This is a genomic window from Pseudomonadota bacterium (assembly GCA_037200975.1).
Taxonomy (GTDB): domain Bacteria; phylum Pseudomonadota; class Gammaproteobacteria; order Steroidobacterales; family Steroidobacteraceae; genus CADEED01.
On record JBBCGI010000001.1, the window covers coordinates 1,100,454 to 1,125,617 of the forward strand.

General features: G+C 58.8%; 24 protein-coding genes and 1 tRNA gene. 13 read left to right on the top strand and 12 right to left on the bottom strand.

The window, feature by feature from the left end; translation table 11 throughout:
• Positions 1-81 precede the first annotated feature (81 nt).
• From WDO72_04855 to WDO72_04870, 4 genes are all read right to left on the bottom strand, one after another.
• Positions 82-360, bottom strand: coding sequence for a HigA family addiction module antitoxin (locus tag WDO72_04855; GenBank protein MEJ0084985.1), 279 nt, complete (start codon positions 358-360; stop codon positions 82-84).
• Positions 361-368: 8 nt separating this feature from the next.
• Positions 369-659: a type II toxin-antitoxin system RelE/ParE family toxin gene (locus WDO72_04860; protein ID MEJ0084986.1), complete on the bottom strand. Its 291-nt coding sequence runs from the start codon at positions 657-659 to the stop codon at positions 369-371.
• A gap of 661 nt (positions 660-1,320) precedes the next feature.
• Positions 1,321-1,674 (bottom strand): helix-turn-helix transcriptional regulator, encoded by a 354-nt coding sequence (locus tag WDO72_04865; protein ID MEJ0084987.1) that lies wholly within the window; start codon positions 1,672-1,674, stop codon positions 1,321-1,323.
• On the bottom strand, positions 1,671-2,018 hold the full coding sequence (locus WDO72_04870) for a type II toxin-antitoxin system RelE/ParE family toxin (GenBank protein ID MEJ0084988.1): 348 nt from the start codon (positions 2,016-2,018) through the stop codon (positions 1,671-1,673). Before WDO72_04870 ends, WDO72_04865 begins: the two co-directional genes overlap by 4 nt.
• A gap of 183 nt (positions 2,019-2,201) precedes the next feature.
• Between WDO72_04870 and WDO72_04875 the strand changes: the two genes are divergently transcribed.
• Positions 2,202-3,314, top strand: a complete 1,113-nt coding sequence (locus WDO72_04875; protein MEJ0084989.1) for a hypothetical protein — start codon at positions 2,202-2,204, stop codon at positions 3,312-3,314.
• A gap of 160 nt (positions 3,315-3,474) precedes the next feature.
• Here WDO72_04875 and WDO72_04880 read toward each other — a convergent pair whose 3' ends face one another.
• The 3 genes from WDO72_04880 to WDO72_04890 are packed head-to-tail and all read right to left on the bottom strand — an operon-like array spanning position 3,475 to position 6,136.
• Entirely contained in the window at positions 3,475-4,485 is a 1,011-nt protein-coding gene (locus WDO72_04880) for a hypothetical protein (GenBank protein MEJ0084990.1), read from the bottom strand.
• 17 nt (positions 4,486-4,502) lie between these two features.
• Complete coding sequence (locus WDO72_04885) at positions 4,503-5,408, bottom strand: hypothetical protein (protein MEJ0084991.1); 906 nt, start codon at positions 5,406-5,408, stop codon at positions 4,503-4,505.
• A 14-nt stretch (positions 5,409-5,422) separates the two neighbouring features.
• Positions 5,423-6,136 carry a hypothetical protein gene (locus WDO72_04890; GenBank protein ID MEJ0084992.1) on the bottom strand — a complete coding sequence of 238 codons (714 nt, stop codon included), beginning with the start codon at positions 6,134-6,136 and terminating at the stop codon, positions 5,423-5,425.
• Positions 6,137-6,438: 302 nt separating this feature from the next.
• On the opposite strand from WDO72_04890, the gene WDO72_04895 reads away from it, so the two are divergent.
• The 5 genes from WDO72_04895 to WDO72_04915 are packed head-to-tail and all read left to right on the top strand — an operon-like array spanning position 6,439 to position 11,121.
• Positions 6,439-6,915 (top strand): hypothetical protein, encoded by a 477-nt coding sequence (locus WDO72_04895; GenBank protein ID MEJ0084993.1) that lies wholly within the window; start codon positions 6,439-6,441, stop codon positions 6,913-6,915.
• Positions 6,908-7,336, top strand: a complete 429-nt coding sequence (locus tag WDO72_04900) for a hypothetical protein (GenBank protein ID MEJ0084994.1) — start codon at positions 6,908-6,910, stop codon at positions 7,334-7,336. Before WDO72_04895 ends, WDO72_04900 begins: the two co-directional genes overlap by 8 nt.
• Positions 7,333-8,895 carry an LA2681 family HEPN domain-containing protein gene (locus tag WDO72_04905; protein ID MEJ0084995.1) on the top strand — a complete coding sequence of 521 codons (1,563 nt, stop codon included), beginning with the start codon at positions 7,333-7,335 and terminating at the stop codon, positions 8,893-8,895. Before WDO72_04900 ends, WDO72_04905 begins: the two co-directional genes overlap by 4 nt.
• Before the next feature lie 22 nt (positions 8,896-8,917).
• Entirely contained in the window at positions 8,918-10,273 is a 1,356-nt protein-coding gene (locus WDO72_04910) for a hypothetical protein (protein ID MEJ0084996.1), read from the top strand.
• Positions 10,270-11,121 (top strand): hypothetical protein, encoded by an 852-nt coding sequence (locus tag WDO72_04915; protein ID MEJ0084997.1) that lies wholly within the window; start codon positions 10,270-10,272, stop codon positions 11,119-11,121. Before WDO72_04910 ends, WDO72_04915 begins: the two co-directional genes overlap by 4 nt.
• Before the next feature lie 5 nt (positions 11,122-11,126).
• Here the strand turns inward: WDO72_04915 and WDO72_04920 are convergent, their stop codons facing one another.
• The 4 genes from WDO72_04920 to WDO72_04935 form a co-directional block, all read right to left on the bottom strand.
• Entirely contained in the window at positions 11,127-12,503 is a 1,377-nt protein-coding gene (locus tag WDO72_04920; protein ID MEJ0084998.1) for an ATP-binding protein, read from the bottom strand.
• Complete coding sequence (locus WDO72_04925) at positions 12,481-14,211, bottom strand: hypothetical protein (GenBank protein ID MEJ0084999.1); 1,731 nt, start codon at positions 14,209-14,211, stop codon at positions 12,481-12,483. Before WDO72_04925 ends, WDO72_04920 begins: the two co-directional genes overlap by 23 nt.
• 72 nt (positions 14,212-14,283) lie before the next feature.
• Complete coding sequence (locus tag WDO72_04930) at positions 14,284-16,986, bottom strand: AAA family ATPase (GenBank protein MEJ0085000.1); 2,703 nt, start codon at positions 16,984-16,986, stop codon at positions 14,284-14,286.
• A gap of 168 nt (positions 16,987-17,154) precedes the next feature.
• Positions 17,155-17,706, bottom strand: a complete 552-nt coding sequence (locus WDO72_04935; protein MEJ0085001.1) for a MobC family plasmid mobilization relaxosome protein — start codon at positions 17,704-17,706, stop codon at positions 17,155-17,157.
• A gap of 463 nt (positions 17,707-18,169) precedes the next feature.
• On the opposite strand from WDO72_04935, the gene WDO72_04940 reads away from it, so the two are divergent.
• Entirely contained in the window at positions 18,170-19,372 is a 1,203-nt protein-coding gene (locus WDO72_04940) for a site-specific integrase (protein ID MEJ0085002.1), read from the top strand.
• Positions 19,373-19,379: 7 nt separating this feature from the next.
• Here the strand turns inward: WDO72_04940 and WDO72_04945 are convergent.
• A tRNA-Arg gene (locus WDO72_04945) sits at positions 19,380-19,456 on the bottom strand.
• A gap of 317 nt (positions 19,457-19,773) precedes the next feature.
• On the opposite strand from WDO72_04945, the gene WDO72_04950 reads away from it, so the two are divergent.
• The 6 genes from WDO72_04950 to WDO72_04975 are packed head-to-tail and all read left to right on the top strand — an operon-like array spanning position 19,774 to position 25,157.
• Complete coding sequence (locus tag WDO72_04950; protein ID MEJ0085003.1) at positions 19,774-20,604, top strand: STAS domain-containing protein; 831 nt, start codon at positions 19,774-19,776, stop codon at positions 20,602-20,604.
• Positions 20,605-20,612: 8 nt separating this feature from the next.
• Positions 20,613-20,996 carry an STAS domain-containing protein gene (locus WDO72_04955; GenBank protein ID MEJ0085004.1) on the top strand — a complete coding sequence of 128 codons (384 nt, stop codon included), beginning with the start codon at positions 20,613-20,615 and terminating at the stop codon, positions 20,994-20,996.
• On the top strand, positions 20,980-21,384 hold the full coding sequence (locus WDO72_04960) for an anti-sigma regulatory factor (GenBank protein MEJ0085005.1): 405 nt from the start codon (positions 20,980-20,982) through the stop codon (positions 21,382-21,384). The genes WDO72_04955 and WDO72_04960 overlap by 17 nt, the downstream gene beginning before the upstream one ends.
• Positions 21,385-21,388: 4 nt before the next feature.
• Complete coding sequence (locus tag WDO72_04965; protein MEJ0085006.1) at positions 21,389-22,381, top strand: ATP-binding SpoIIE family protein phosphatase; 993 nt, start codon at positions 21,389-21,391, stop codon at positions 22,379-22,381.
• Positions 22,381-23,241: an ATP-binding protein gene (locus WDO72_04970; GenBank protein MEJ0085007.1), complete on the top strand. Its 861-nt coding sequence runs from the start codon at positions 22,381-22,383 to the stop codon at positions 23,239-23,241. Before WDO72_04965 ends, WDO72_04970 begins: the two co-directional genes overlap by 1 nt.
• Entirely contained in the window at positions 23,238-25,157 is a 1,920-nt protein-coding gene (locus WDO72_04975) for a response regulator (GenBank protein MEJ0085008.1), read from the top strand. The genes WDO72_04970 and WDO72_04975 overlap by 4 nt, the downstream gene beginning before the upstream one ends.
• The last annotated feature ends 7 nt before the right edge of the window (positions 25,158-25,164 follow it).

Here is a 25,164-nt window from a genome sequence, read left to right on the forward strand (position 1 = left end):
GGGCGGATCACGACTCACTGTTCCGCAGCTGAACTCACGAGCCTGATTGCGGCGGCACTGTCCCGAGCTTCTTTCAACGCCTCAAGCTGCGCGTCTTTTTTCCGCAGCCGCGAGATCAAAAGTTGCCTGCAAATTCATCCACAGTCGCGGCGACGTACCGAGCACCTCGGCCAAGTCGAGCGCCGCTTCCGCGGTAATGCCTCGCTTCCCCTTGATTACCTCATTGAGACGCGCACGCGTCCATCCGAGGCGCTCCGCAAACTCTGTCTGTGTGACGTTTCCGGGCAGCAGAAATTCTTCGAGCAGAACTTCGCCAGGATGAAACGGATTCGCCGGCTGATGGGTCACTTTCTTAGCCATGTCTCCTCCTAGTGATAGTCGACAACTCGAACATCCGAAGCATTGCCGCTTTCGAATCGGAAAATGACACGCCATTGATCCTTGATTCCAATCGAGTAGAAGCCCTTCCACCGCCCTTTGAGTGCCTCGAGTCGGTTTCCCGGAGGCACCCGCAAGTCGCTGAGCTGCGCGGCATCGTGCAAGTACAGGACATTGCGGCGCGCCGCGCGAAGCAGCTCGGCGGGAATCGCCCGCGTCTCTTTGGATCGGCGGTCGTAAAAGAGGCCTTCGGCCAAGCGGTTTCCAAAGGATTCAATCACGTTTTGAGGTTATCGGAACTCGATAACTTGGGCAACCCAAACACTTCTCACGAGTGAGCGATTCCACATTCCGCATGCCGGGGATCGGGGACTGGGAGGTAGCCAGTTGTCGGTCGGCGTCGCCAAGGCCTTCGCCAGATCTAGGGTTTGGCCTCGCACGGTTTCTAGGTTATTGCGTCACGCCGTTTCTAGGTTATTGCGTAGATAGGCGTAGAAGCGCTTCATCAATAACCCAACAACGGCGGGTGATGTAACGGGCGCCGACGGCGCACGAATCTCACAGCAGGCTTCGGAACAGGCGCGACTACTGGTAAAACACCAGGTGCGCGCGATTCCCCGCAACCACGTGGTTACGGCGACGAGTGGGAAATGAAAACCGAGGCAAGACGTTGTCGCGGTAAGAGAAATTGGCGCGCCCGGAGAGATTCGAACTCCCGCCCACCTGGTTCGTAGTTGGAGGGGGTGAAAAACTCGGGCGGGACGAATAACGTAGATAGTTGATTTTGTTGAGTCAAAAATCGCGAGCTCGCATGGCATCCGTTGCAATTGTCACGACTGAGCACGACGAAGCATGACCAGGTCCCGCAAAAGCCCCGCAAGAACCTGGCTATTTCTCACGCATAGCCACCTAGTCATTGGCCAGGTGGTCGGGACTCGATGCTTAGGCTGCGCGCCTCTTCTCTGCATCTGCGAGATGCAACACCGGCTTGAGGCCCGCACGAGTCGCGAGCGTCAGCAACATGTCCATGCTGAAGTCTTTCCAGGCGCCCTTGAGCAGTGCCGACACTCGGGGCTGGGTCATGCCCAGATGTTTGGCCGCTTCGACCTGCGTGTAACCCTTCTCCTGCAGCCTTTCACGTAGCCGCATCATCAGCTCCACGCGCAAAGCCATCACGCGCGCCTCGGCTTCATCGAATCCCAGATCGATGAAAACGTTGCCGCCGCCGGCGATCACTCGCGTATCGGCAAGACGGGGATCACTCTTTCGACGGGACTTACGGGTCGTGCTGTTCATGGCTTCGCTCCTGGAATCAATTTGTACCGCCGCCTCGCCAGCTCTAGATCCGCCTTTCCGGTCTTCTGGGTCTTTTTCTGGAAGGCATGCAACACGTAGATCGAATCGGCAAACTTTGTGACGTACACCGTGCGAAATGTTCCTGCGACATCGCGAACGCGGATCTCGTATGCACCGGCACCGACGGAAGCGATGGGTTTGAAGTCGGTCGGGGTACCGCCGAGCTGCACAGTCATCAGTTCTACGCCGATCGCATGCCGAACTGCGGCGGGCATTTCCCGCAGGTCGTCGAGACTGGAACCCAGAAACGTTAGCGGTTTCAGCCGTGGCATCGGCTTTGGCATCGCGGCGAGTATTCCAGAATCTGTATATTTATACAAGTTTCGGAATAAACGACCCGTATTGGGGGGCAAAACACGTCTGGTAACCAATACTGCCGCGCCACCATCACATTGACGCTATGTAGGGCGTTGGGTAGGTTGAGGCAATGCGATCCGCAATACTTCAAGTCGGAATACACAAAGGCAGTGAAACTAGATCTGATAACCGATAATTGGACACTCCAGGACGTAAACGAGCTGCTCGTTTCCGGGCTGTCGCCCGTGCCCGTTGGACAGATCGAAATCTCGAAAGACAAGCAGTCCCATACATTCACGGATGTTCCGCTTGCGGTTATACAGATTGACTGCCTGCTGACGCTTCTTACCAATCTGGTGATCTACGATGAACTGATCGTGGACCAAGGTTTCATGGCCACATGGAACCAAGATCATCCGCAGCTTTCCCGGCTAATCAGCGATTCCCTAGTTAGACCTGTTTTGTTTAACCCGAATGCTGAAACGCTCGTGGCCGTGCGAGAGAAGATCGTCGATAGGATGGCAGTCACGCCCTCTCTGAGGGAGGCCGCGGACGACAACAGAAAGGCCTGGAAACTAACGGGAGCGTCAGCCGACCCTCATATGTCGGCGCTGCTTTGGGGCGGCGCTGGCATGCTGGCTCGAAGCCACATACTCTCGGCCCCGTATTTCGGCCATCCCTTTCGTCGAGCATTAATCAAGGAATCTGGGTTCCTCGCGGCACGCCGTGATGCGTGGGCAAGAACCGAAAAAGTGGTATCTGGTGCTCGTGCTCAGATGTTCAGATTTCGCCACTCAGAAATAGATGGAGCACTTGCTTCCTTCAATCTTCCACCGATCGCGGTGCAGGTAATCGAACAGGCAACCGGTGTGGACGACCTACTGCTGTCCGCGATCGCACTTCGCGACAAATACGCAAAACTGAGGGAGTGGCTATCTACCTACCAGCATGCCCTCGAAACCGAAGATGAAAAGAAGCTCTTATCGAACAACAAGCTACTCATATCCGTCGCAAAGAGCATCGAAGCAAGCTACGGCGCGGAAGAGACAAACTCCACAAACATTTCTCTGTCTGTCGGGTTCTTCAGCCTGAGCATCCCGGTTCCGTCGCTCAATTCCGCGATGAATCGATTCGGTATCCGGTCTGCGCTGACCGATCTCGTCATCCAGTCACAAGGCCAGAACGCGCTGCGCAAACTGATGAAGATTTTCGGAGAAGACGAGTCTGGTTTCGGACGCGATCTGTGCGATCAGCTCCGACTTCGTTACTCCCCCGAAACTTAGCTCTCTGCTACTAACAAATACCAAGTAGTCGAATCAGGCCGGGCTCGCTCCACCACAGTCGGAAGAGCCGAGATACGGATTGCGGCTCTGTGGTGCGCACCGCAATTGAGCCCGGCACTTCGCGTCATGCCGCGAGCGCAAACAGGCATCTGCGAGTGACCTAGCCCAGGATGCGCCAGGCGCCATTCAATTGAATGGCACGGTAGTAGCGGACGAACTTGTGTCGGCGCTCCCCTTCCGGAAACTCGGCGACCCATTCTTGAAAAGGATTGTCCTTCAGCAGAACGGCGAAGCGAATGAAGGCCAGCATCATCTCCGCGTGATCTAGCGTCATGTTCCGGACAAATTCGACCAGTTCGGACAATGGCAGCGTCCTGATCGGCGTGTCCGGATGCTGGACTTCGACGAGCGGGGGATAGACCTGTCCGTTCGGCTGCATCTCGAAGTTAGTCAGGAGAAGCTGATAGTTCTCCTTCGGATGCTCGCTGACATTCCTCATGTTGCGTATGAGCGAGAAATACTTGGAGGTTTCCGTCCATGCCGTAAAAAGGTCTGGCTCCGCCTGCATCGCCGCTTCGATCGCCTTGTGCAGATCTTCGAGTTTGCCCTTGCCCGCCGCACCTGGAAGAAATTGCAGTCGGCAAATGCCAAGGATGGAATCCTTCGCCTTATCCGCTTTTGTCAGCACGGAGTGAAGCTTCGAGTCCAGTCCGGTGATGGAGGGAAGACTAAAAGCGTTCGGCGCGGCAGGCTGCTCCGCGAAGGCCGCCTGCTTCCGCAGTATTTCGTCTGCAAGCTCCCGCACTAGTAACTCCAACTCCAGAAGATGGCGCGTGAGGACAATGCAGTTCTCAAACAAAGTCGCCACAAAGGGCGTTACCGTCGCGTTTCGTTCATCGAACAGGTACTTGGCGGTAAGCAAGATGCGGGCGACGATTTCGTTCTCATACCCGGCCGTCAGGATTTGCTGGCTGAGATTGGGGACCGCTGGGTTCGTCCTGCCGGGATCGATGTCGTCAGCCAACTGGACTTTGAAGACGCTCGTATCCTTGATGATGTAGAGGCAATTTCCTGTCGAGAGAAATTCCCTTGTCGGCGATTTGTCATTGCCGCCGATTTGCAGCGTGATCGCCGCATCTCGCTGAATGTCGATCGGCCGTTTCCCCGGCATACTTCCTCTCTTCCCTGCTATTTCAGCGGAAACGCAGAATCCGCGTTGAACGGAAACTTGGCGTTCACGTACTCAACAATCGCGGCGCCGATAGCCTTGCCGTTCTCTTTGGTGAGAGACGCGCAGACTATGCCAAAACTCTCATCGATCACCTTCCATTTCTCTTTCCATTTCGGATCGAACGAAATTGCAGGCGGTTGCACGAGAGGGATCAGCCGATGCGTCATCCAGGAAATTTCGCAATACCGGTTCATGAACATTGCGAAGTCCTGCTCCCGAAAAGCCGGAACAACCTGTAGAGGGGCCTGCCCTTTCATAAATCCCACCGACGCGGCGTAAGACAATCTGCCGCCGTGGACTTCGAAGTTGAATAATTCGTCCCACACAGCAAGTTCGTCGACGGTGGATTTACTGAGGCCGCTCTTCGCGCCCGACATCCGAAGCGATACTTCCTGTTCAGTCTGTCTTCGGAGCTTCTTGACCTGCTTCAGGTCGAAAGCCTGACCCGCCACTACGCCTTCCGTGGCGTACATATCAACGAAGCCTTGCATCGCAGCCGACAGGGACTGAACTGAATCGAAGATGTTGCGAATCCCCGCGTAAGCCTGAAGCGGATATCCATGAAGCGCCAACCTCTCGAAGCCGCATAGTGACTGCCATGCATAGACGAGGCGTGGAAAAAACATCGCGTGGAACTCGGACAGAGGAGCATTGACCTGCGGCCGAATGTGTCGGTTGAACGTCTCCGTTGTCTCGAGGAAGAAGGACTTGAAGGCGTCCGACAACGCGAGATAGCCCTTGTACCTGGCCACCTGTTGACCGTATGCCTCCTCGGCATCGAACAATCCGTGAACGCGGCCATAGGCTGTACCGTTGTCATCAGAGATCGCATCCAGGCGTAGTTGCATTTCCGAGGGGTCCATGATCGTGCTCTCGCCTACTCGAAATTGCTGGTCGTGGCAGACGCGTTCCCGGATTTCAGTTCCGGATCGACCCAATCATCATTGACCGTGCCGCTCGCCGAGATATGCGGATATGCGAAGGCGACGCGCCCGGCGACGCGCAGAAAATTGACGGTCACGGTCAAGTCAATCTGATCGCCGCAGAAGGGCCGCTCGGGATCGGCGGAGCCGTGGTATTGGCCTTCGACCTCCAGCCTCACGCTGTCATCGTCTTCGATCAGCTCGGCGGCCTCGTAGCTTCCGAAGTCCTTATCGAAGTTCGCGTTGGTCTCGGTCATCACGCCCGCCAGCTCATCCAGGATTCGGGCGTCCTCCTCGATCAGGAGAACCTCCATCACATAGGTTTCGAGCGATTCGTACAGCCACACCTTGCCGCCGAAATAACCTTGCGCCTGCAGGAACGAGCTGATTTTCGTCGCGAGCTCATGGGATGGAAAAAGATCCGCGGGCAGACCCGCAAGCGCCTTCCGGCGCTGATCGATGAGTCCGATATTCGGAACGAGCACGTCGGCTTTGCCCAGTCGCTGCAATGGGTAGTTCTTCTCCGCGAGCAGTGCAGCATGAGTGTTGTAGCCGAAATACGCTGCCGTCAGTTCACGCGAGTGACTGGCCTTTAGCTTCTCACCACCAACGGCAACATATTCGCAGCGCAAAAAGTCCGAACTGGCTTTCGAAATATCGATTTGCATAGCGTAGTCTCCATACAGGCTGGGCTTTGTTCAGCAGCAATGAGCGTTTAACTGCTACTGGCGCCAGCGGTTATGAAGACAGCTAACAGGCAGATAGCGAATCAAGCACGTCGTCTTTTTGGTCACTCATAACCAAGGCATACGACTCCCGGAGATCAACGTAGCACGCCTCTTCGGAAAAGCAAGCTTTCCGTTGGAACCTGCGAAGTGCGGGCGCCGGGCACGGTCTCAAACGATTTTCCAAAATCGCTGCGAACGTATTGGCTTGCCGACGCGGCGCATTCATCTGTAGGTTCGATTCAATGATTAACAATGTTGATTTCGCTGCGGCGCTGGAGGCGTGCGATGACCCTGCCGTTGGCAAGGCGGTGCGCGACGCGCTCAGCACGCTCTTTGATCGCGACCGGAAGCTTCTGGAGTTAGACGCCGCGGAGCGCACAATCGCTGCGCAGATCGCCAACTATCTCCGTCCTCATTTCGAACGTTCCGACATCGACGTTGACTACAACCGCATGGGTGATGCGCCCAAGACGGTTGCCTACGATGAACTGCCCGAGCTTGTTTATCCCGACATCATTGTTCACATGAGGGGAGATAACACGGCAAACCTGCTGGTCATTGAACTCAAGAAGGATTCGAACCGCGAACCGAAGGACCGCGATATCCGCAAGCTACGTGCCTACCGGCGTGATCTCGAATACCGTCACGCACTCTTCTTGAGACTTGGCACCGGCAAGTCGTCGGGCGCGGTGCTTGAATGCGAGTGGATCGATGCGTAAGGGCGAGCCGGCATCAGGGAAGGAGTTTTTCGATCTTCTGCGCACCGACGACGCGTTCTGCGCAGAGCTGGGCCGCGCGATGTTGGCTGCCGGGAGACTCGAATCCGAACTAAGACAGTTCCTGGCCGCAAACAATGTCCGCACACCAGAGAGAACTACGCTCGGCCAGCTCACAAGGCTCCTGGAGCGCCACGGTCTTCTGAGCGCGATGCGCCCACATCTCGATATGCTTGGCACACAGCGCAACTATCTCGCGCATAGTATTCACGCGCTCTTTTCCGAGCTGATCGAAGAAACAATCCTGGAGCGAACCGACCTGCTCGATTCTGACGTGGACTTATTCACAGAACGTGCCTGGCAGCTCGCCAAGAATCTCAATGCGCTTGCCAACATCGTTGAAGAAGAGCGGGCAAGACGATGATGAAGGGCCGACCTTCAAGTCTGGACGAGCTGATCGAGAGACAAATTGCCGAAATTGGGGAAGACGAGGCCATTGATCACATCGGTCTTCTGATCGATACCTCATTCGATGAGAAGTCGGAGGCCGGCACAACGCGAGCCTTCGAGCTCCTTGAGCAACTCCGCACGCGCAAACTTTCTCCGGCGCAAGAAGCAACGGCGCATTACTTTACGGCGAACGCATGGGAGAACAGGCGGCATCAAAAGGAAGATGCCGGAATCTGGGCGTGGGAGCAGCCTGAAATCCAGGCGCAAATTCTTGAGTTGCGCCGAGCGGAGCAGCATCAGGGCTTTGCCCAGTTGCCTGTCTTTCAACGCTGCCGGATACGAACGAACCTCGCCAATCAATTCGGCTTTATCGGCCGCTTCATCGAGGCGGGAGAAGCCCGAAGCCTCGCTCTCGAAGAGGATCCTCGATTTGCGATGGCTCTTGGCAATCAGGGAATCGGCCTCATGAGCTATGCGCAGTCTCTCTATGACCCCGGGCACGCCGGCGCCATGCTGACTGCCGCGCATGACCTGCTGACCAGCGCGCTTGCCGCGGATGCTCGATATGAGAGTGCAGGATACCTCGAGGTGCAGGCTCAATTCCGACGCCAAAAGGATGAGGTCGCAAGGCGCGTGAATGTTGCCGAAGTTCGAAAGCGCGTCGGCAAGCGTTTCAGCGTGGGGCGCAGCGCAAGTGAGAGGTCGTACCGGACCTGGTGCCTGTCGCACCGGCTCTTCCTCAACCCGTTGAACGATCTTGGACCTCTTCCGATTGCTGCGAATGATGTTCTGACGCTTCCTTCGCTGAGAGGGAGTTTGGGCGATGAACGCGTGCCGCGCGTCATTGGGTTCTATAACCAGATGAAGCAGGAGTACGTCTCCGCGCGGTTCACCTACTACGAAGGGCTGCGCGGAGAGAATCTCCACTTTTCTGACCGCGACGTGCTGCTTTATGACGCGCCTGAACTGCCGCACTACTCGCTCGCGGCGGAGCGGCAACGTGCCGCGTTCAGAACCGCATACTCGTTGCTCGATAAGATCGCGTTCTTCCTGAATGACTATCTCGACCTCGGCATAAAGCCGCAGGCGGTGTCATTCCGAAAACTCTGGTACGCCAAGGGCCAGACGGCGCTGCTCCCGCGATTTGAGAAAAACGACAACTGGCCGCTTCGCGGTTTGTTCTGGCTCTCGAAGGATCTATTCGAGGAAAAGTTACAGGCTTCAACCGATCCGGAAGCCAAGGCGCTTGACCGGCTGCGAAACTTCTTTGAACACCGCTACGTCCAGATTTATGAGGACGGCGACCGGAGCATCGAGACGCAAGCCGAGGAAGCGGATAGCGAATACCGCTATCTCATTTCACGCGGCGCGCTTGCCGCAAAGACCCTGCGCTTGCTCCGACTCTCGCGGGCAGCCCTGATCTACCTTTCATTGGCTGTGCATCGCGAGGAAAGGAAGCGCTCGGATGCTTCCGGCAAAGGCATCGCCTTCCCGATCAAGCTGACGCCGCTTGACGATGACTGGAAGCGGTAGGCGCGCGATGCCGATGTACTTCGTGAAATTCGAAGTGATTCCGACGGAGCACAATGCGCAACATTCAATGTTGCAAGGCGCGCTTGCCCATTGCTGGATCATCGAGCACACCGAAATCGCTGCGTACAACAAGGCACGCTTCTTCATCTTGAGGGAAGAATGGGAGATCACGGCAACGGAGGAGTTCCCCGTCGAGGTTACGGAAGAGGATTTTCAGGATCGGAATATCGGCCTGGCGCAATTCAACAAGGCGCAGGAAACCGGCATCGCAATCGCGTATGTCGGCTGGTCCCGGGACGGCAAGACCTCAGCCGGACCAGTGCAGCTCGAACGATCACACAAGTTCGATTTGAATGCCTATGTCGGACAGCTGAAGAAACTGGCTGGGACGGGGCGCTGCCTGCATTTCGATAGAGGCAACCAGTGCGGAGAAATCATCAGCGCGCACTCGATACAGAAGAACGGGCAGCTCTCGGCAATCACCAATGACGGCCGCGCGTATACAGTCACAAAGAACATCGGGATCATCAGGAAGAACACCGGCCGCCTTGTTCTGGAAAAACACGGCACCGGAAAACTTTCAACGTTCCTCGGCTTCTGCAAGGAACACGACAATCAGCTATTCGCGCCGATTGACACCTCGCCGTTGCATCCAACAGATGAGCAGGTTCTGCTGTACGCCTACCGCTCGATTTGCCGCGAATTGTTCGTGAAGGAGAATGCGCTCGTATTCATCGACTCACAGCTTGCAGAGCTGCCAACGACCAGTACCGCACGACAATTCTTTGAAGATCTGAAGGCGGGTACAACGTTTGGCCTCGCCAATCTGCGTGAGCAGAAGATTGCGCTTGACGCATCCTTGAAGAGCAAGAACTACACGGATATCGAATACGTACTCTTCACCTGCAGACAGCCACAGTTTTTGGCGTTCTCCGGGCTGTTTTTCCCCGAACATGATTTCCTAGGACGGCAACTTCAGGACCTCGCAGACCAGACCTGGAAGCTCGACCTCCTGACGATATCTTCGGCGTCGATGTACCAGGGCTGGGGCTTTTTGTTCGCCTGGCACAAGAGCAGCTCTATCGCATGCAGGGAGTTCATGCGATCACTTGCCACGGTGATGCACGAGGACAACTCCAGTGCTTCTGATGCGATGTTTCGGACGGTTGTATCAAACTGCGAGAACCTGGCTTTCTCACCGGCCTGGTGGGAAGCCTTGCCCGCCGAGCAGCAGGATGCGGTCACAGCCCACCTCTCGCACGGCGCAGATATCTTCACGCCGATCGACCCTGAGTACCTGATAAAGGGTCTTGAAGGCGTATGCGAATGGCGCTTCGAGGCGGTGCACGCAAACCCGGAACGCATGGCGCGCACATGAACAGTCCTGCGGTCCTCGACGTTGAGCTTGAGGCCGTGGACACCTGGCCGCCGGAATTCCTCCAGGCCGCAGTGCAGAATCGCGAGCTCATCCTTTCCTTTCAGCGCGAGAGGCAGCGCATCGACCGACTCGGATGGGATGACATCCGGGTTCGCATTAATCCTCCGGAGAACAGATACGAAGATGAATACAAAGCGCTGGTGGATCGTCTCGATGGATCTCTCGTGCGCCACCGGATCGTGGGATATCACTGCACACGCTTGACGCCGGGCGAGATCCGCAGCATCAAAGCGAACGGGCTTCGACTTCTCTCTACGGACCTTGTCCGCCAGCGCCTTGATTCGTGCGTCGCCGATGGACACATGACGTCCGCCCAGTGCGAGTATCTAGTCGGAAGCCAGATCATGCGTGAAAGCCTCGGAAACCTGCACGGCAACCGAACGGGCATGATCTGGTTTTGCCCGAACCGTTCGACGCTGCAGGAATCGTCGGGCGTCTATCGCCTGTTCCGCTCCTGGGGCGGGGAAGCCGTATACCTCGGGCACGAAGAGGATGAAAAGATAGCCGCTGTCCTCGCCGGCATCGGCACACCCTGCATCGTGAAATGCGCCATCCCGTTTCCTTGCGATGACCCTTACTACCCGCAATTTGCAGCGCGCTTCTTCTCTCAGTTCATATCCAATGACTTCGAATATCCGGAGCCGAGTCCCGGATTCGATCTCTGCACAGAGCGCGACCTGCTTGGCTCTGAAGTACTTGAGGTCATCGAATTCTCCGATCCACGCTTCGAAAGCCTGACCGCTTGCTCAACCTGGCCGGCGCCTTACGGCATCATTGGCGCCACATGAAGCGCTCAGAACATCCCATGCGGCTTGTCGGCTTTGAGAATGCTCTTCCATTGTTCCGGCGGCGCCTTTCGGTTACTTGCACCGCTGCGTATATACAAATGAAATTCCTGCTGCAGGGCCACCGGGCCGTGCGCACCCTGCGAGACCTCGATGATGCCGACCAGCATCCCGTCAATCTCGACATGCGAGAAAGCGAGCGCGACTTCACCGTGTAGCAACTCCTTGATGCGGTTCCTGAGCGCGCCGAAATAGCGGTCAATTGCCGCGTCTCCAATTTCCTGCTTGGCCCATTCTCTGAGCGCCTCGCCTATCCCTGAGATCGTGCAGTCATCGTTGACTCCTAAGTAGATGTGCCCGCCCTCGGCATTAGCAAGGGCGGCGGCCGTCTCAACGACTTCACGCAATTTCGGATTCTGCTTGCCGCGCTTGATCACGTCCTCCTTCGGAGAACGTTTGTCTGCAATTTCGATGAACGGCTTGAACTCGATGCGCAGCCCTTCACCGCTTTGGCACGCCTTTCGTACCTGATCCTGGAGCGTGCGTTCGATCGACCCCGGCGTTGCTCGGCTCTGCCGGGAAAACTGATCCTCGCGGCGGTAGTCATAGACCACGGCTTCACCATCTATGAGGAAATACTCGAAGCGGTCGGCACCCTCCGGCACGGCCAACGCGGCTCGACCATCCGCCACAGGAGCTTCGACGTGATGCAGCGCTTTTCCTTCCCAGTACGCGCCCTTGACGAGCAGAGACAGGGTTGAGGTCTTTGTACCGGCGATCGTAATAACAAGCGTTCGTTCGCCGGAGAACGCGGCATCGGCAATGTAGGCACGTATTTCCGGCAACAGGAAGTGGACATGGTCATTCCGTGAATCGCGGTCGCCGTGATAGACGCGAAGCGGCAGCCAGTCGCGCGCCGCCCCGTCAGCGTCGGGATAATACGGCTGCTTGACAGCCAGCAATGTGCGGACTGACGCTCTGCCGCCCCCCGTCGCGAACGGCAGCGAGACTACATACCCGGCGCGCGTCATGTAGTCATTGTTGACGGGCAAGAGCTCCGCGCTCCAGTGAGTATTCTGTGAGCGCTGCAGCTGGATGCCACCGAAGCTCACATTCCCATCCTGCAGATCGCGCGTGAACTTCAGACACTCCTTTGCCGTGAGGAAATCCTCAAAGAGGATCGCCTGCGAATACTCACGCGAAGTCACGCGCTCCGGGAGCGTTGCATCCGGCAAGAAGGCTTCAACTGTGCAGCACAGCAGTTCCCACTTGGCGTTTGCCTTCGTGAGAACAGCCCTTCGCCGAAATCTTCGGCCGTTGCCGACCGCCTTGATGCGCTGGACCAGCCTGCCGGGAACTTTGTCATTTGTGTATTCGCGATCCACCGTCTGGTCGTTCCTGTGTAAGCGTATGTTCAATCAACTCCAGCTCTCCAGAGACCTGTCCGCACACAAATCTGAAGTGATTGGCGAAGCTCTCATGCTCTCTGAGCACATCCTGAACCAGTTGGTCCCTCTCGCTGCCGCCGCTGTGCCCTTTCGCTTTCGTCCTCACGTACTGAATCGTGCGCAGACCATTCAGCTTTCCAACTTCAGCTGCGGGTTTCCCGTTGTTCAATAGCTTTTCAAGCAGCGCGATCGTCTTATCATCTTTTTCATACGGCACTTTCTCTGCGTCTAACTTCGCGCGGATGGCTTTCGTCTCAAAACCTTCCACCAGCAGCTTTGCCAGATCCAAAAATGCTTCCGCCCATTCGTCCGGGCTGGCGGAAAGCGGCGTGTTCACGCGATCGAGCAGCTTCTTGTCGCGCAACGTCCACCATGGAACCTTTTCGCTCTGCCAGCGATGGACGATCTGCATGGTGTCCATGAGCGGATCCGGAATGGTCTCGAATTTTCCTTCGAAGTCCGTTGTAATGGCGCGCTGTGAAATTCCCGCCTTCGGGTTCTCGTTGTAGGCCGCCCAATGCATCTGCTCGGAGTACGGGAGGCCGCGCAAATACACGATATAGGCGAAAACCTGTCCGGCTTCATTAACGTCGATGGCGCTGAGATGCCAGGCCGCCCGGCATGAAACGTCGCGCTCTCCCACAGTGTATTTTTCGCGGTCGGCTTTGTACTTGAGCAGCACGTCGGGACGAAAAAACGCGGGCGACAATTCAAACGGCAGCGAATTTCCTTTCGCTTCAAAGTAGTTCGTCGTCGCAGCCGGGTCGGTGGAAATTTTTCTCACCTGTTTGTTGCGCCAGTCACTGACAATGAACTCCGCATATTGCCTGTCCTCCTTCTGTGCGCGAGCGCCCCAAGGAGGAAAGATGACCTTTTTCGAGCGGCGCGGGCGGATGATCTGCACGCCGCGCAGATAGGAGGCGTGGCCGTTAATTTTCTGGTGGAAGAACAGCTCTTCCGAAAGCCGGATATCCTGCGGAGGGTCGTTCGTCCAGCCGGAGAATCCTGCGTTCCGATAGAGCGGGATATCGAACATGCGTACAAGCGATGAATTGCCGGCGACCAAGTACTCCTCAAGCGGCTCCCATTTGAAAGTCGCCAACCCCAGTGAACTTCCTTTGTCCTCACGGGTCGTGATCGAGACGGTGTGCTCAATATCTCCGTGCTTATTGAAGCGACAGTGCGCGCGCTTCTCCGGGCGCCAGTGGATTTGCGCAAGGTGCGCGTATTCCTGGTGAAGCTCAAGGTAATTGCGGCCAGGGCCGGTCCACTCTTCAAAGGTGCGGCCAAAGATCAGCTGCACACCCCCATCGAGCGTCCTGCTTGCCGTTCCTGTCAGCCCCCGTTCGATCCAGGTGTCGTCTGCGCTCGATACGATGCTCGCGATCGAGCGATGAGCGTTGAAGTTCCAACCCATGAGGTCTTTTCGGTCTATGGGCGACAGTCGCTCATTCGAAACAGCGACCGAGTTAATGAAGGTGTGCTCGCTCGACGCAAAGACGACGAGCTCGTCTTCAGCCGCGTTCCGCTGCAGGAAGGCGATGTGCGCATCGCCCTGTAGCCAACGGGCGAATTCTGGCGGGCCAGGAGGCGCAGCATCCAGATTCGTGATCGCCTCGATGATCTTCTTGTGCTCGTAGTTCATTCAGTCGTTGTCGCATGTTCGAGTGAAGAGAGACAAGAGTCGAGAATCGCGACATTGGGCTTCAACGCCACTTCAATCATCTCCACGCAGTCGAACGCCATATGTTTTGGCTCGACGAAGAAACGCTTCGCGCGCTCCCTCGAGGATTGCGCATGCAGAGTCGCGCGTGGGTGGATGATCTATCGATCCTCTCGCAACGATTTCGCCGCGGTCACTGAGTGCCTTCATAACAACGATCAACTCTGCGTCACCTAATACCGCGACATTTGGATTGTGGGTGACGATGATGACCTGCCGCCGCTCCTTCGCCCGGCGCAACACGGGAACGAGTGTGGTGTAGATAAACTCGCCATCCAGATTGTCTTCCGGCTGATCGATGATTAGCGGACAATTGCTTTCTGACGAGAGCAGCAGCGCAAGCAGTACTGACTGCTGTTGACCGAGCGATAGCTTTGAGAAGTCGCGGACCAGAGCGCGCTTGCCACCTTTTCCGTCAGGAACCATACGTGAGACATGGAGGCGAGGCATGTCGTGCAAGACCGTCCGTTCCAGCGCAAACCTTACAGGCGGCTCAGATAGGCGCACGATGATTTGATCTGCGTCCTCCTTCTTGAAGACTTGCACTCCTTCCGGAGTCTTCAAATCCATGATTGCCTTGGGATCGACCTTCTTTATGGCCTCTAGCAAACTCGGAATAGTTAGCTGCTCGACCAAAAAGGCCGCTCTTGGCTGCTGGTTGGTCTTCCAACCCATTGCATTTATGATTTGTTCGGCCGCGTCGGGTGAAAACGCATCTCGCGCGTACTTTAAGCTCACCTGAAGGTCCGAAAGAGCTTCACCAAGTGTCGCCGTTGCCCTGCGTGCGAAGGCATCGCGCAGATTCGCCACCTTCTCGCGCGCGGCCCACCGCTCCTTCAGTGCGGCCGCTCTCTGTTTCTTGACTACGTCGAGGTGCGGCACCCATGTTCTTAGGTTGTTCAAATCGTTTTGGTATGCCGCCTCGTCCTTCGCAAGCTTGGCGATGTACGACATGTCGAAAGAGACCTTTAAGCCTTCAAGCTCTCTGCGTTTCGCATCCACCTTCTTTTGCGCTTCCGTTTCCTTCAGCTTCCAGCTTGCAAACTGGGTCGTTACAACTGTCTCAAACCCTGTCAATGCCGTCTTGAGCTGACCTTCGGCTGAGGTAATGGCGCTTTCAAGCGTGGTTGCGCCCGCAAGGATGGCGCGAAACTCATCTGCTCCGACAGCCAGGTTTGCGGGTTCGCCCAGGGCCCGGATCTCCTCGATTGCCGCTCTTGGCGACCCTTCTTCAACTCCCTCTCTCACCTCACGCAGCTTTGTCTGAATTTCAGTTCTGATCGTCCGCTCCGTCGCAAGTTGGCGGTGAAGCTGAATTAGCTCCTTGACCTCCGGCTTCTGCAGCGCGGCAAGCTGACTCTTTGTGGTAGCAAGCAAACTTTCATACTGCGGAATGAGCTTTACCTTTTGTTCCGCCTTCTCAATTTCGCTTTGCAGGTGTAGCAGTTTCTCCCGCGCCGCCTCTTCCGCCGCGATCGCTTCCGAGAGATCAACAAACCTATCCAGGTACTTCAGGAGGGCGAGCGGATCAGTTTGAGCATCATGGCTGATCTTTGCGGCCTCACCTTGCCCGAAGCAAGCCACTTCGAACGAAGTCGGGCCAACTAAAGGGTCGTCGAGATTCTCAACCTGACCGTCTTTCATCCGTAATAGGGAGTGGCGTTGCCCGGCCTGATCCTCCCAAAAGAGGTGGAGTTCATCCGGCCAGACCTCTGAATCAATCACCTTGCTATCGCTCTCACAAGCGCTTGCGATACAGCGAACCGATTCGAATACAGTCGATTTTCCGGTCCCGCGCCCGCCGATGATGCAATTGAGATTTGGACTGAATTGCACGACCTGGCCCGACAGGAATCCACCATCGATGTGTACGCCGAGAATTCGGGGGACTGCCGCGGGCACGTGGTCTTCAATACGAACCCGCGCATCTGCATCCTCCAACGCGAGGCGAAGCGCGTCGAAAGACGGTGCATCCATCTTGTAGCGCGTTACCCTGCGCTTGCTCGCAGCGTTGCGACCGAGAGCATCGAGCGTGTGGGCGTCAGAATTTAGGACACGAGCCAAGAATTGCTTGGAACCTAGCTTGAGCTTGGCAATCCTTTTCCTCCCGATATTCGCACGCTGCTGATCGGGATCTCCATCGGCGTATGAGATTTGAGAATTCGCGTGCTTCAGCTCGATTGCGAGCAGCGCAGGATGGCAAAGCACGTCTTCCTTGTGGGGGCTAGCGCCGGGATTCTCGGTCTCAAATCCGGAGGGCACATCTACATGGGCAAGGATTCCGAAACCACCTAAAGGCATGAGGAGATTGAGGCAGCCAAGTAGCGACTCCTGACACCGCGAGGTTGCGGTCCCTCGATCAACGATAGTTACCTTTCCTCGAAAACTTCGAAGGGCCTCCAGCGAGGGCAGGTAGCAGAGCATGTGCCCCTGCGGTGTCGAAAGCTCAATTGCGGGAATTACAGTTAACGAGGTGCCCTGTGCAGCGCGAAGCATGGCCTCGATGCTGTCAATCTCGTTGTGATCTGAGACGGCGATGATTGATAGCCCCTCTGAGACCGCCGTCTGCACAATTGCTATCGGCGTCATCGCGTTATCGCGCACGTCATGCGATGCGCCAGACGAATGAATGTGCAGATCGGCGCGAAAGAATCGCGCTCCGGTGGAAACAGCTAGGACATCTTCGAGCGCCGACATGCAGAGAATTCCTATTTTTGTAGTTGGACGTAACGGCTTGGCCCGAGGCACTGATCTTGCTGCCCCGCAGCACGCACTGGCCGCCGCATCGGACCAACTACCTATGCACGGCGACCCTAGCAATGTAAATAGCGAGGGCTACTTTGCTAGGCCCAAGGCCACCCAAGCCTAAGCATCCGCTCTCGAATGCCCCACGATCCAACTTCGAAGGTTCGCCTTGAGCAACGCTTTGGTGTTCTCGCGCAGCGCTTCGCAGATCTTGAGCATCGCCCGAAACTCCTCGCGCACCGAGCCAGGAAACCCGCCTCCCTCATTCGCGACCTTGGCAATCTGATTGATGTTCCGCCCAATGGCCGCCAGCTCGGCGATGCTGCGCTTGAGCGCGAGCAGCTCGTCCTTCGGCAAGGGAATGAGCGATCGCAGGTGAGCACGCACCAGGACGGAGACATAGGTCGCCGCCGGCATCGCTCGAGCCCCAGCTCGGTCGCGCAGCATGACCTGATCGCTGGGCTGCAGGCGAACAGTCAGTCGCGCCTGGCGAAGTCCTCCTTCGTCCCGCCTTGGCTCTGAGAGCACTTCATCGCCCACGCCACGGAGCATGACTCCGAGCATTTCCTGGAGGAGCGCGGATTCGGTCCGTCCTTCGCGCTGGGCAAGCGCGCGAAGCCGCAGCTTCGTCTCCTGAGTCACGCGCAAGTGAATGAACGCCGACGCCGTCATGCGTGTGATCGTGAGACAAGAGCCGCCGCGAGGCTATCCTGCCTTTCACTCCAAATCCGGCCGAAACCTCACGCACACATGCGCCGGGCACTCACCCGTTTCTAACTAGACCTGCAAGGCCGCCGATCTCAGGCTTTAGCCAAAATTTCCCGCGATACCCCAACTGACGGTGATCTCACGGCGTGAAAACATGAGCCATGAGTGATAGCTCGTCCGTTAACGGTTTGACCCACACGTCGAAAGCGCATGCCGCGTTGCAACCCCGCTTCATCCGCTTACGCGACGCACCCGCCTACCTCGGCATGGACAAGAACCGCTTCAACCGCGAAGTGCGCCCGAGCGTCCTCGCCCTCCGCATTGGCGTCCAAGGCATCGCCTTCGACCGCGTTGACCTCGATGCTTGGGCGGACGACTATAAGAGCCGCAACGGGTGCCGTGCGGCTCGCTCACTAAGGAGCAAATCATGGGAACCCAGAAAATGTCAGGCATCACCAAGCGCGGTGGAACCTGGCACATCGACAAGGTGTTCAGAGGAACGCGCATACGCGAAAGCACTGGAACAGGCGAGATCGTCAAAGCCCAGGAACTGCTAGCCAAGCGGATTGAAGAGATCCGCGCGGCGCAGCTCTACGGCGTAAGACCAGATCGCACGTTTCGCGCGGCAGCGACCAAGTTCCTGAACGAGAACCAGCACAAGAGGAGTATCGACGACGATGCGCTTCACTTGTCCCAACTCGATCCCTTCATCGGGAACCTGTTTCTCAAGCAAGTGCATCTGGACAGCCTGCAGCCGTTCATCGCCAGCCGGCGCGCGGATGGCGTCAAGACCACGACGATCAACTTGGCGCTGGGCACGGTGAGGCGGATCTTGAATCTGGCAGCTTCCGAATGGCGGGACGAGCGCGGCATGACTTGGCTGGAACACGCAGCGAAGATTAAGCTGCTGCCGGTCAAGGACAAGCGAGCGCCCTATCCGCTGTCGCGCGACGAACAGGCGGCGCTCTTCCAGGAGCTTCCCGACTACCTCGCGCGGATGTCGCTCTTCAAGGTGAACACCGGCCTTCGCGAACAGGAAGTCTGCGGGTTGAAGTGGGCCGACGAGGTTGAGGTGCCGGAGCTCAACACATCGGTGTTCATAATCGAAGGCGACAAGGTGAAGAACAGCCAGGACCGCTTGGTCGTTCTCAACCGCGTCGCGCGTTCGGTCATCGGCAGTGTGCGGGGTCAGCATTCAGAGTTTGTCTTCGTTCGATTTCCGAAGCCGAAGAAGGCCGATGCCGGAAGCGCGCAAGTGCCAAAGAAAGGCCTTCCACTGACGAGCATGAACACGACCGCGTGGCAAAACGCGCGTGTTCGCGCCGCGAACAAGTGGAAGGAGCAAACCGGAAACGACGCGGCCGACGGCTTTCGCCGAGTGCGGGTCCACGATCTCAAGCACACCTTCGGCCGACGCCTCCGCGCGGCTGGCGTGTCGTTCGAGGATCGCCAGGACTTGCTCGGCCACAAGAGCAGCCGCATCACCACGCACTACTCCTCAGCCGAACTCACGAGCCTGATCGCGGCGGCAGAGAAGGTTTGCGATGAGAAGTCCCACAATTCCCCCGCAACCACCTGGCTGCGGAGAAGAGCGGGAAAGGAAAACCGCGACAAGGTGTTGTCGCGGTAGAGGAAAATGGCGCGCCCGGAGAGATTCGAACTCCCGACCACCTGGTTCGTAGCCAGGTACTCTATCCAGCTGAGCTACGGGCGCGTGGCTCAAATTTAAGGGGCGCGATCATAGCAGAATGAATTTCTGCGTCGCGAACAAAGATAACCCCAAGCCGAACAAACACTTGGCGCAGGCGGCACTGCCCCGCCGCACCCCTTTTCATCCCCCCGCCCGCCGCTCCCCGAAAGGCCTCTCGAGAGGCTCAACGCCCGTAGCCGACTAAAAACCGCTCGCCACTCAACTGTGGGGATCGTCCGGCGCCAGAGTCGGACGTCACCTACGGGGCAAACCAAGGTGCGTTGCTACGATTCCGGCTCGTTTTTAATTCACCCAGGGGAAGTCCGATGGCGGACGCCACGATGTCAAACGTATTAAAGAAGAGTGGCAAACAGATCCAGGCCGACTGGGCCAGGGATCTCGCCGGCGCGCAATCGATCGGCAAAGGCCGGATCTCGGCGGGCGAGCTCGAAGCGCAATCCGCCGAGTTCATCAAACTACTGACGGTCGCGTCCGAACACGCGAAGTCCAGCGACATCACGGCGCCCGCGTTCAAGGACATCCGCGACTTCCTCGATGGCGTATCCCGCTCGCGTGTGGCGCAGGGCTTCTCGTCCGATGAAACCGCGTCGTTCATCTTCTCGCTGAAGAAGCCGTTTTTCGCGGCGCTACGCACCGACGCGGGCAACGACGCCGACGCCCTCGCCGACCAGGTGTGGCGCGCCACCGAGTTGCTCGACGCGCTCGGCCTGCACACGGTCAAGGCGTACCAGAAGTCGCGCGAGGACGTCATCAACCGCCAGCAGCGCGAAATGCTCGAGCTATCTACTCCGGTGGTGAAGCTGTGGGATGGAATCCTGGCGCTGCCGATGATCGGCACGCTCGACTCCGCGCGCACCCAGGTGGTCATGGAAAACCTGCTGCAGAAGGTGGTCGAGACCGGCGCGCAGATCGCGATACTCGACATCACGGGTGTGCCGACCGTGGACACGCTGGTCGCGCAGCATCTGCTGAAGACGGTGACCGCGCTGCGCCTGATGGGCGCGGAATGCATCATCTCCGGCGTGCGGCCGCAGATCGCGCAGACCATCGTGCACCTCGGCGTCGACCTGCAGGGCGTCACGACCAAGGCAAACCTGGCCGATGCCCTCGCCCTTGCGCTCAAGCGCACGGGCCAGACGCTCAAGGCCTGAAGCATTCAATGGAAAAAATCCCGATCCTGCGGATGGGCGACTTCCTCCTCGTCACCATCCAGATCGACATGCACGATCAGCTCGCACTGAAGCTGCAGGACGATCTTTCCAACGCCATCAACAAGAACGCCAGCAAGGGCGTGCTCATCGACATCTCGTCTCTCGAGATGGTGGACTCCTTCATCGGCCGCATGGTGTCCGACATTTCCGGCATGGGGAAGATCCTCGGCGCGGAAACCATCCTGGTCGGCATGCAGCCGGCGGTCGCCATCACGCTGGTCGAGCTCGGTCTCGCATTGCCAGGGGTCGCTACGGCGCTCAACGTCGAGCGCGGCATGGCGTTGCTGCGTCGAAAGATAGACGCGGACGGCGCCGATGACGGCCGTTACTGAAGGAAAGGCGTCATTGCGCTCCGAGCACGACATCGTGCTCGCGCGCCAGCAGGTGCGCAGGCTCACGCAGGAGCTCAAGTTCTCGCTGGTCGACCAGACGAAGATGGTCACCGCCGCGAGCGAGCTGGCGCGCAATGCGTACACCTATGGCCGCGGCGGCGACATGCACTGGGCGATCCTGAACATCGAAGGTCGCACCGGTCTCAAGCTCCTGTTCGCCGATGACGGCCCGGGCATTGCCAACCTCGATCTCGCCATGACCGACGGCTGGACCTCGGGCAACGGTCTCGGCATGGGTCTCACCGGCTCGAAGCGGCTGGTCAACGAATTCGAGATCGAAAGCGCGATCGGCGTGGGCACGCGCGTGACGATCATCCGATGGAAGTAATGCGATGGACGCAATCGTGAAGGCGCCGCGCCGCGGCATTCAACAACGCCACGTCATCGACGACTCCAGCAAGGTCGGCGAGGCGCGCCGCGCTGCGCAGACGCTCGCGAACTTCGAATTCAACGCCGACATCGCCGGCAAGGTCGCGATCGCCGCGACGGAGCTGGCCAACAACATGCTGCTGCATGCCGGCGGCGGCGAGCTGCTGGTGCAGACGCTGGGCGACGAGGACGACGTCACCGTCGAACTACTGGCAATCGATCGTGGCAAGGGCATGGCCAACGTCGCGCAGTGCATGCAGGATGGTTATTCGACTCATGGCACGTCGGGCACGGGGCTGGGCGCAATCCGGCGGCTGGCCAGCGAATTCGACCTGCACTCGATGCCGGGGGAAGGAACGCTGGTCATGGCGCGCTTCGGCGCAACGCTGGCGCTGCGTTACGGCGCGGTGAATGTCGCGCTCGAAGGCGAGATCGAGTGCGGCGATGCCTGGAGCCTTGCGCACGACGCCGACGGGATCGCCGTATTCGTGATCGACGGGCTGGGCCACGGTACCTTCGCCGCAGAAGCGGCGCGCGTGGGTGTCGGCGCGTTCGAATCCAATCCATTCGCGGCACCCCAGGAAATCCTGGCGCGCGCCAACGGACTCATGTCCAGGACTCGCGGTGGCGCGGCCGCGTGCGCGCGCGCGGTCGGCAACAAACTCTCGTACGCCGGCGTCGGCAACATCTCGGCGATGCTGGTTTCGCCGGGAAAATCACAGGGCCTCGTGTCGCACAACGGCACGCTCGGGCTCCATCAACGGCGCACCCAGCAATTCGAATACCAGCGCGACCCCGGCGCTTTTTTGGTCATGCACTCCGACGGCATCTCGGCGCGCGGCGATCTCAGGAATCGGCCCGATGTTCTGGCCTGCCATCCAGCCATCATTGCCGCCGCGCTGTACCGCGACTATGGCCGCGGGCGCGACGACGCCACCGTCGTGGTCGTGAGCTGATGAGCACCGACCTGCAAGCACAGCTGGCCGCGCGCGACGCGGACATCGAGTTGCTGCGCAAGGAACTGGAGGAAACCAACAAGGGTGTGGTCGCGCTGTACGCGGAGCTCGACGACAAGGCTACGCAGCTGCGCGACGCCACCGAGCTCAAGAGCCGGTTCCTCTCCTATATGAGTCACGAGTTCCGCACGCCGCTCACGTCGATGACGAGCATCACGGGCCTGCTGCTGTCCCGTATGGACGGGCCGTTGACGTCCGAGCAGGAAAAACAGCTGCAGTTCATTCGCGCCTCGACGCGCGAGCTCACCGACATGGTGGGCGACCTGCTCGATCTGGCAAAGGTCGAGGCCGGCCGCATCACGATCTCACCGGAATGGTTCGAGATGATGGACCTGTTCTCGGCATTGCGTGGCATGTTCAAGCCCATTGTTGCCAGCTCCGGGATTTCGCTGGTGTTCGACGAACCGCAGGGCGAGATCAAGCTCTACACGGACGACAAGAAGTTGTCGCAGATCCTGCGCAACTTCATTTCGAACGCGCTCAAGTTCACGCCGGTCGGCGAAGTGCGCGTCACCGCGACGCTGCTGCCGGACGAACGCGTCGAATTCGCGGTCACCGACACCGGCATCGGCATCGCGCCGGAACACGTTCCGAACCTCTTCATCGACTTCGTTCAGCTCGACGTGCGGCTGCAGAAACGGCTGCGCGGCTCCGGGCTCGGATTGTCGCTGGCGCGTCAATTTGCGACGTTGCTGGGCGGCGAAGTTCATGCGGAAAGCGAGCTCGGCAAGGGTTCACGCTTTTCGCTGACGGTGCCGCTGCGCCTGCCGGGCGCGAGTGAATCGCAGGCGCGCGCATGAACAACGCGGCTCCTGTCAAGTCGTCGCGCCAGAAGATCGTCGTCGTCGACGACAATCCCGCGTCGCTGTATTCGACCTCGCGCATCCTGCGTTCGGCGGGCTTCGAGGTGGTCGAGGCCAGCACCGGCGCGGACGCGCTCGCGGCCGCCGAACACGATACCGACCTGATCGTCCTCGACATCAACCTGCCGGACATCGATGGCCTCGAAGTGTGCCGCCGCCTGCGCGCACGCAGCAACACCGCCTATCTACCAATCGTGCACCTGACCGCCACGTTCATCGGCAGCGACGACTACATGCAGGGGCTTTCCGCTGGCGGCGACAGCTACCTCACCCACCCGGTCGACCCGCCGGTGCTGATCGCGACCGTGCGCGCGCTGCTGTACGCACGCCAGGCGGACGTGACCCGGCGCAGCGCCGATGTGCGGTTCCGCGCGGTATTCGAGCTGGCGTCGAGCGGCATTGCCTTGTTCGACGCCGACCTCGTCTACCTGGACGTGAATCCGGAGTTCTGCCGCATCGCCGGCCGCGATCGCAGCGACATCGTCGGCAAATCCTGCGGTCACCTGACTGCGCCCGGCCACGAGGAGTTGTGCAAACAGCTGCACGAATCACTGGCGAACGGCGGCCGCTGGGAAGGCCCGATGCCGATCGTGCGGCCCGACGGCGCCGTGGTCGAAGTAGAGTGGCGCATCGCCGCGGACAACAGCCACGGCGCGCGTATCGGCATCGCCACGAACATCACGGAGCGCGAGCGTCTGCTGGCCAGCGAACGCGCGGCGCGCACCGAAGCCGAACGCAGCAACCGCCTCAAGGACGAATTTCTCGCCACGCTGTCGCACGAGCTGCGCAATCCATTGAATGCGATGCTCGGCTGGGCTAGCGTGCTCAAGCGCAAGAACGTCACGCCCGCCATGCTCACGCAGGGTCTGGACGCGATCGAGCGCAATTCACGCGTGCAGAGCCACCTCATCGAGGACCTGCTCGACTTCGCCGGCATCCGCTTCGGCAAGATGCGCGTCGATCTCGATGCGATCCAGCCGGCGCTGTCGGTGCAGGCGGCGTTGGAAGTCGTCGGCACGCAAGCTCAGCACAAGGGCGTGCAGATTCAGCTGCGGGTCGCGGATCCCGAAGCCTTTGTGTTCGCGGACGACTCGCGCCTGCAGCAGATAGTCTGGAACCTGCTGAGCAATGCGATCAAGTTCACGCCCGCGGGCGGGAGCATCGAAGTCCACGCGCGCGTCATCGGCGAGCAATACGAAATCGCGGTGAGCGACACCGGCCGAGGCATCAGTCCGGAATTCCTGCCACAGATCTTCGAACGTTTCAGTCAGCAGGAATCGGGGACGGGCAAGAGTTTCGCGGGCCTCGGCATCGGACTGACCATAGTCAAACACCTGGTCGACATCCAGCAGGGCACGATCGACGTGCTCAGCGAAGGGGTCGGCAAGGGTGCGACCTTCCGCGTCCGCCTGCCGCTGACGGACCGGCGTCCGAGCGAGATCACGGCCGATCGCTCCACGCGGTTGAAGCGCGTCAAGGCGCTGGTGGTCGAGGACGATTCGGACGCACGCGCGCTGATCGCGCGCATTCTCGGCGATGTCGGCGCCCTGGTCAGCGAGGCGTCGGATGCCGAAGCGGCGATGCTGCATGTCCGCAGCAATGTGCCCGACATCCTCATCAGCGACATCGGCATGGCGCGGCTCGACGGCTACCAGATGCTGCGCAACCTGCGCGCCGCCGGGTTCGATGCGCTGCGGCTGCCGGCGATCGCGCTGACCGCGTTCTCGCGGCTGCAGGATCGCGACGATGCGCTGGCCGCGGGATTCCAGGCACACCTGGCGAAGCCGGTGCGGGCCGAAGCGCTGGTGAGCGCGGTCGCCAACCTGATCCGCAAGAAAGAGAGTTCCCTCTAGTTAGCTG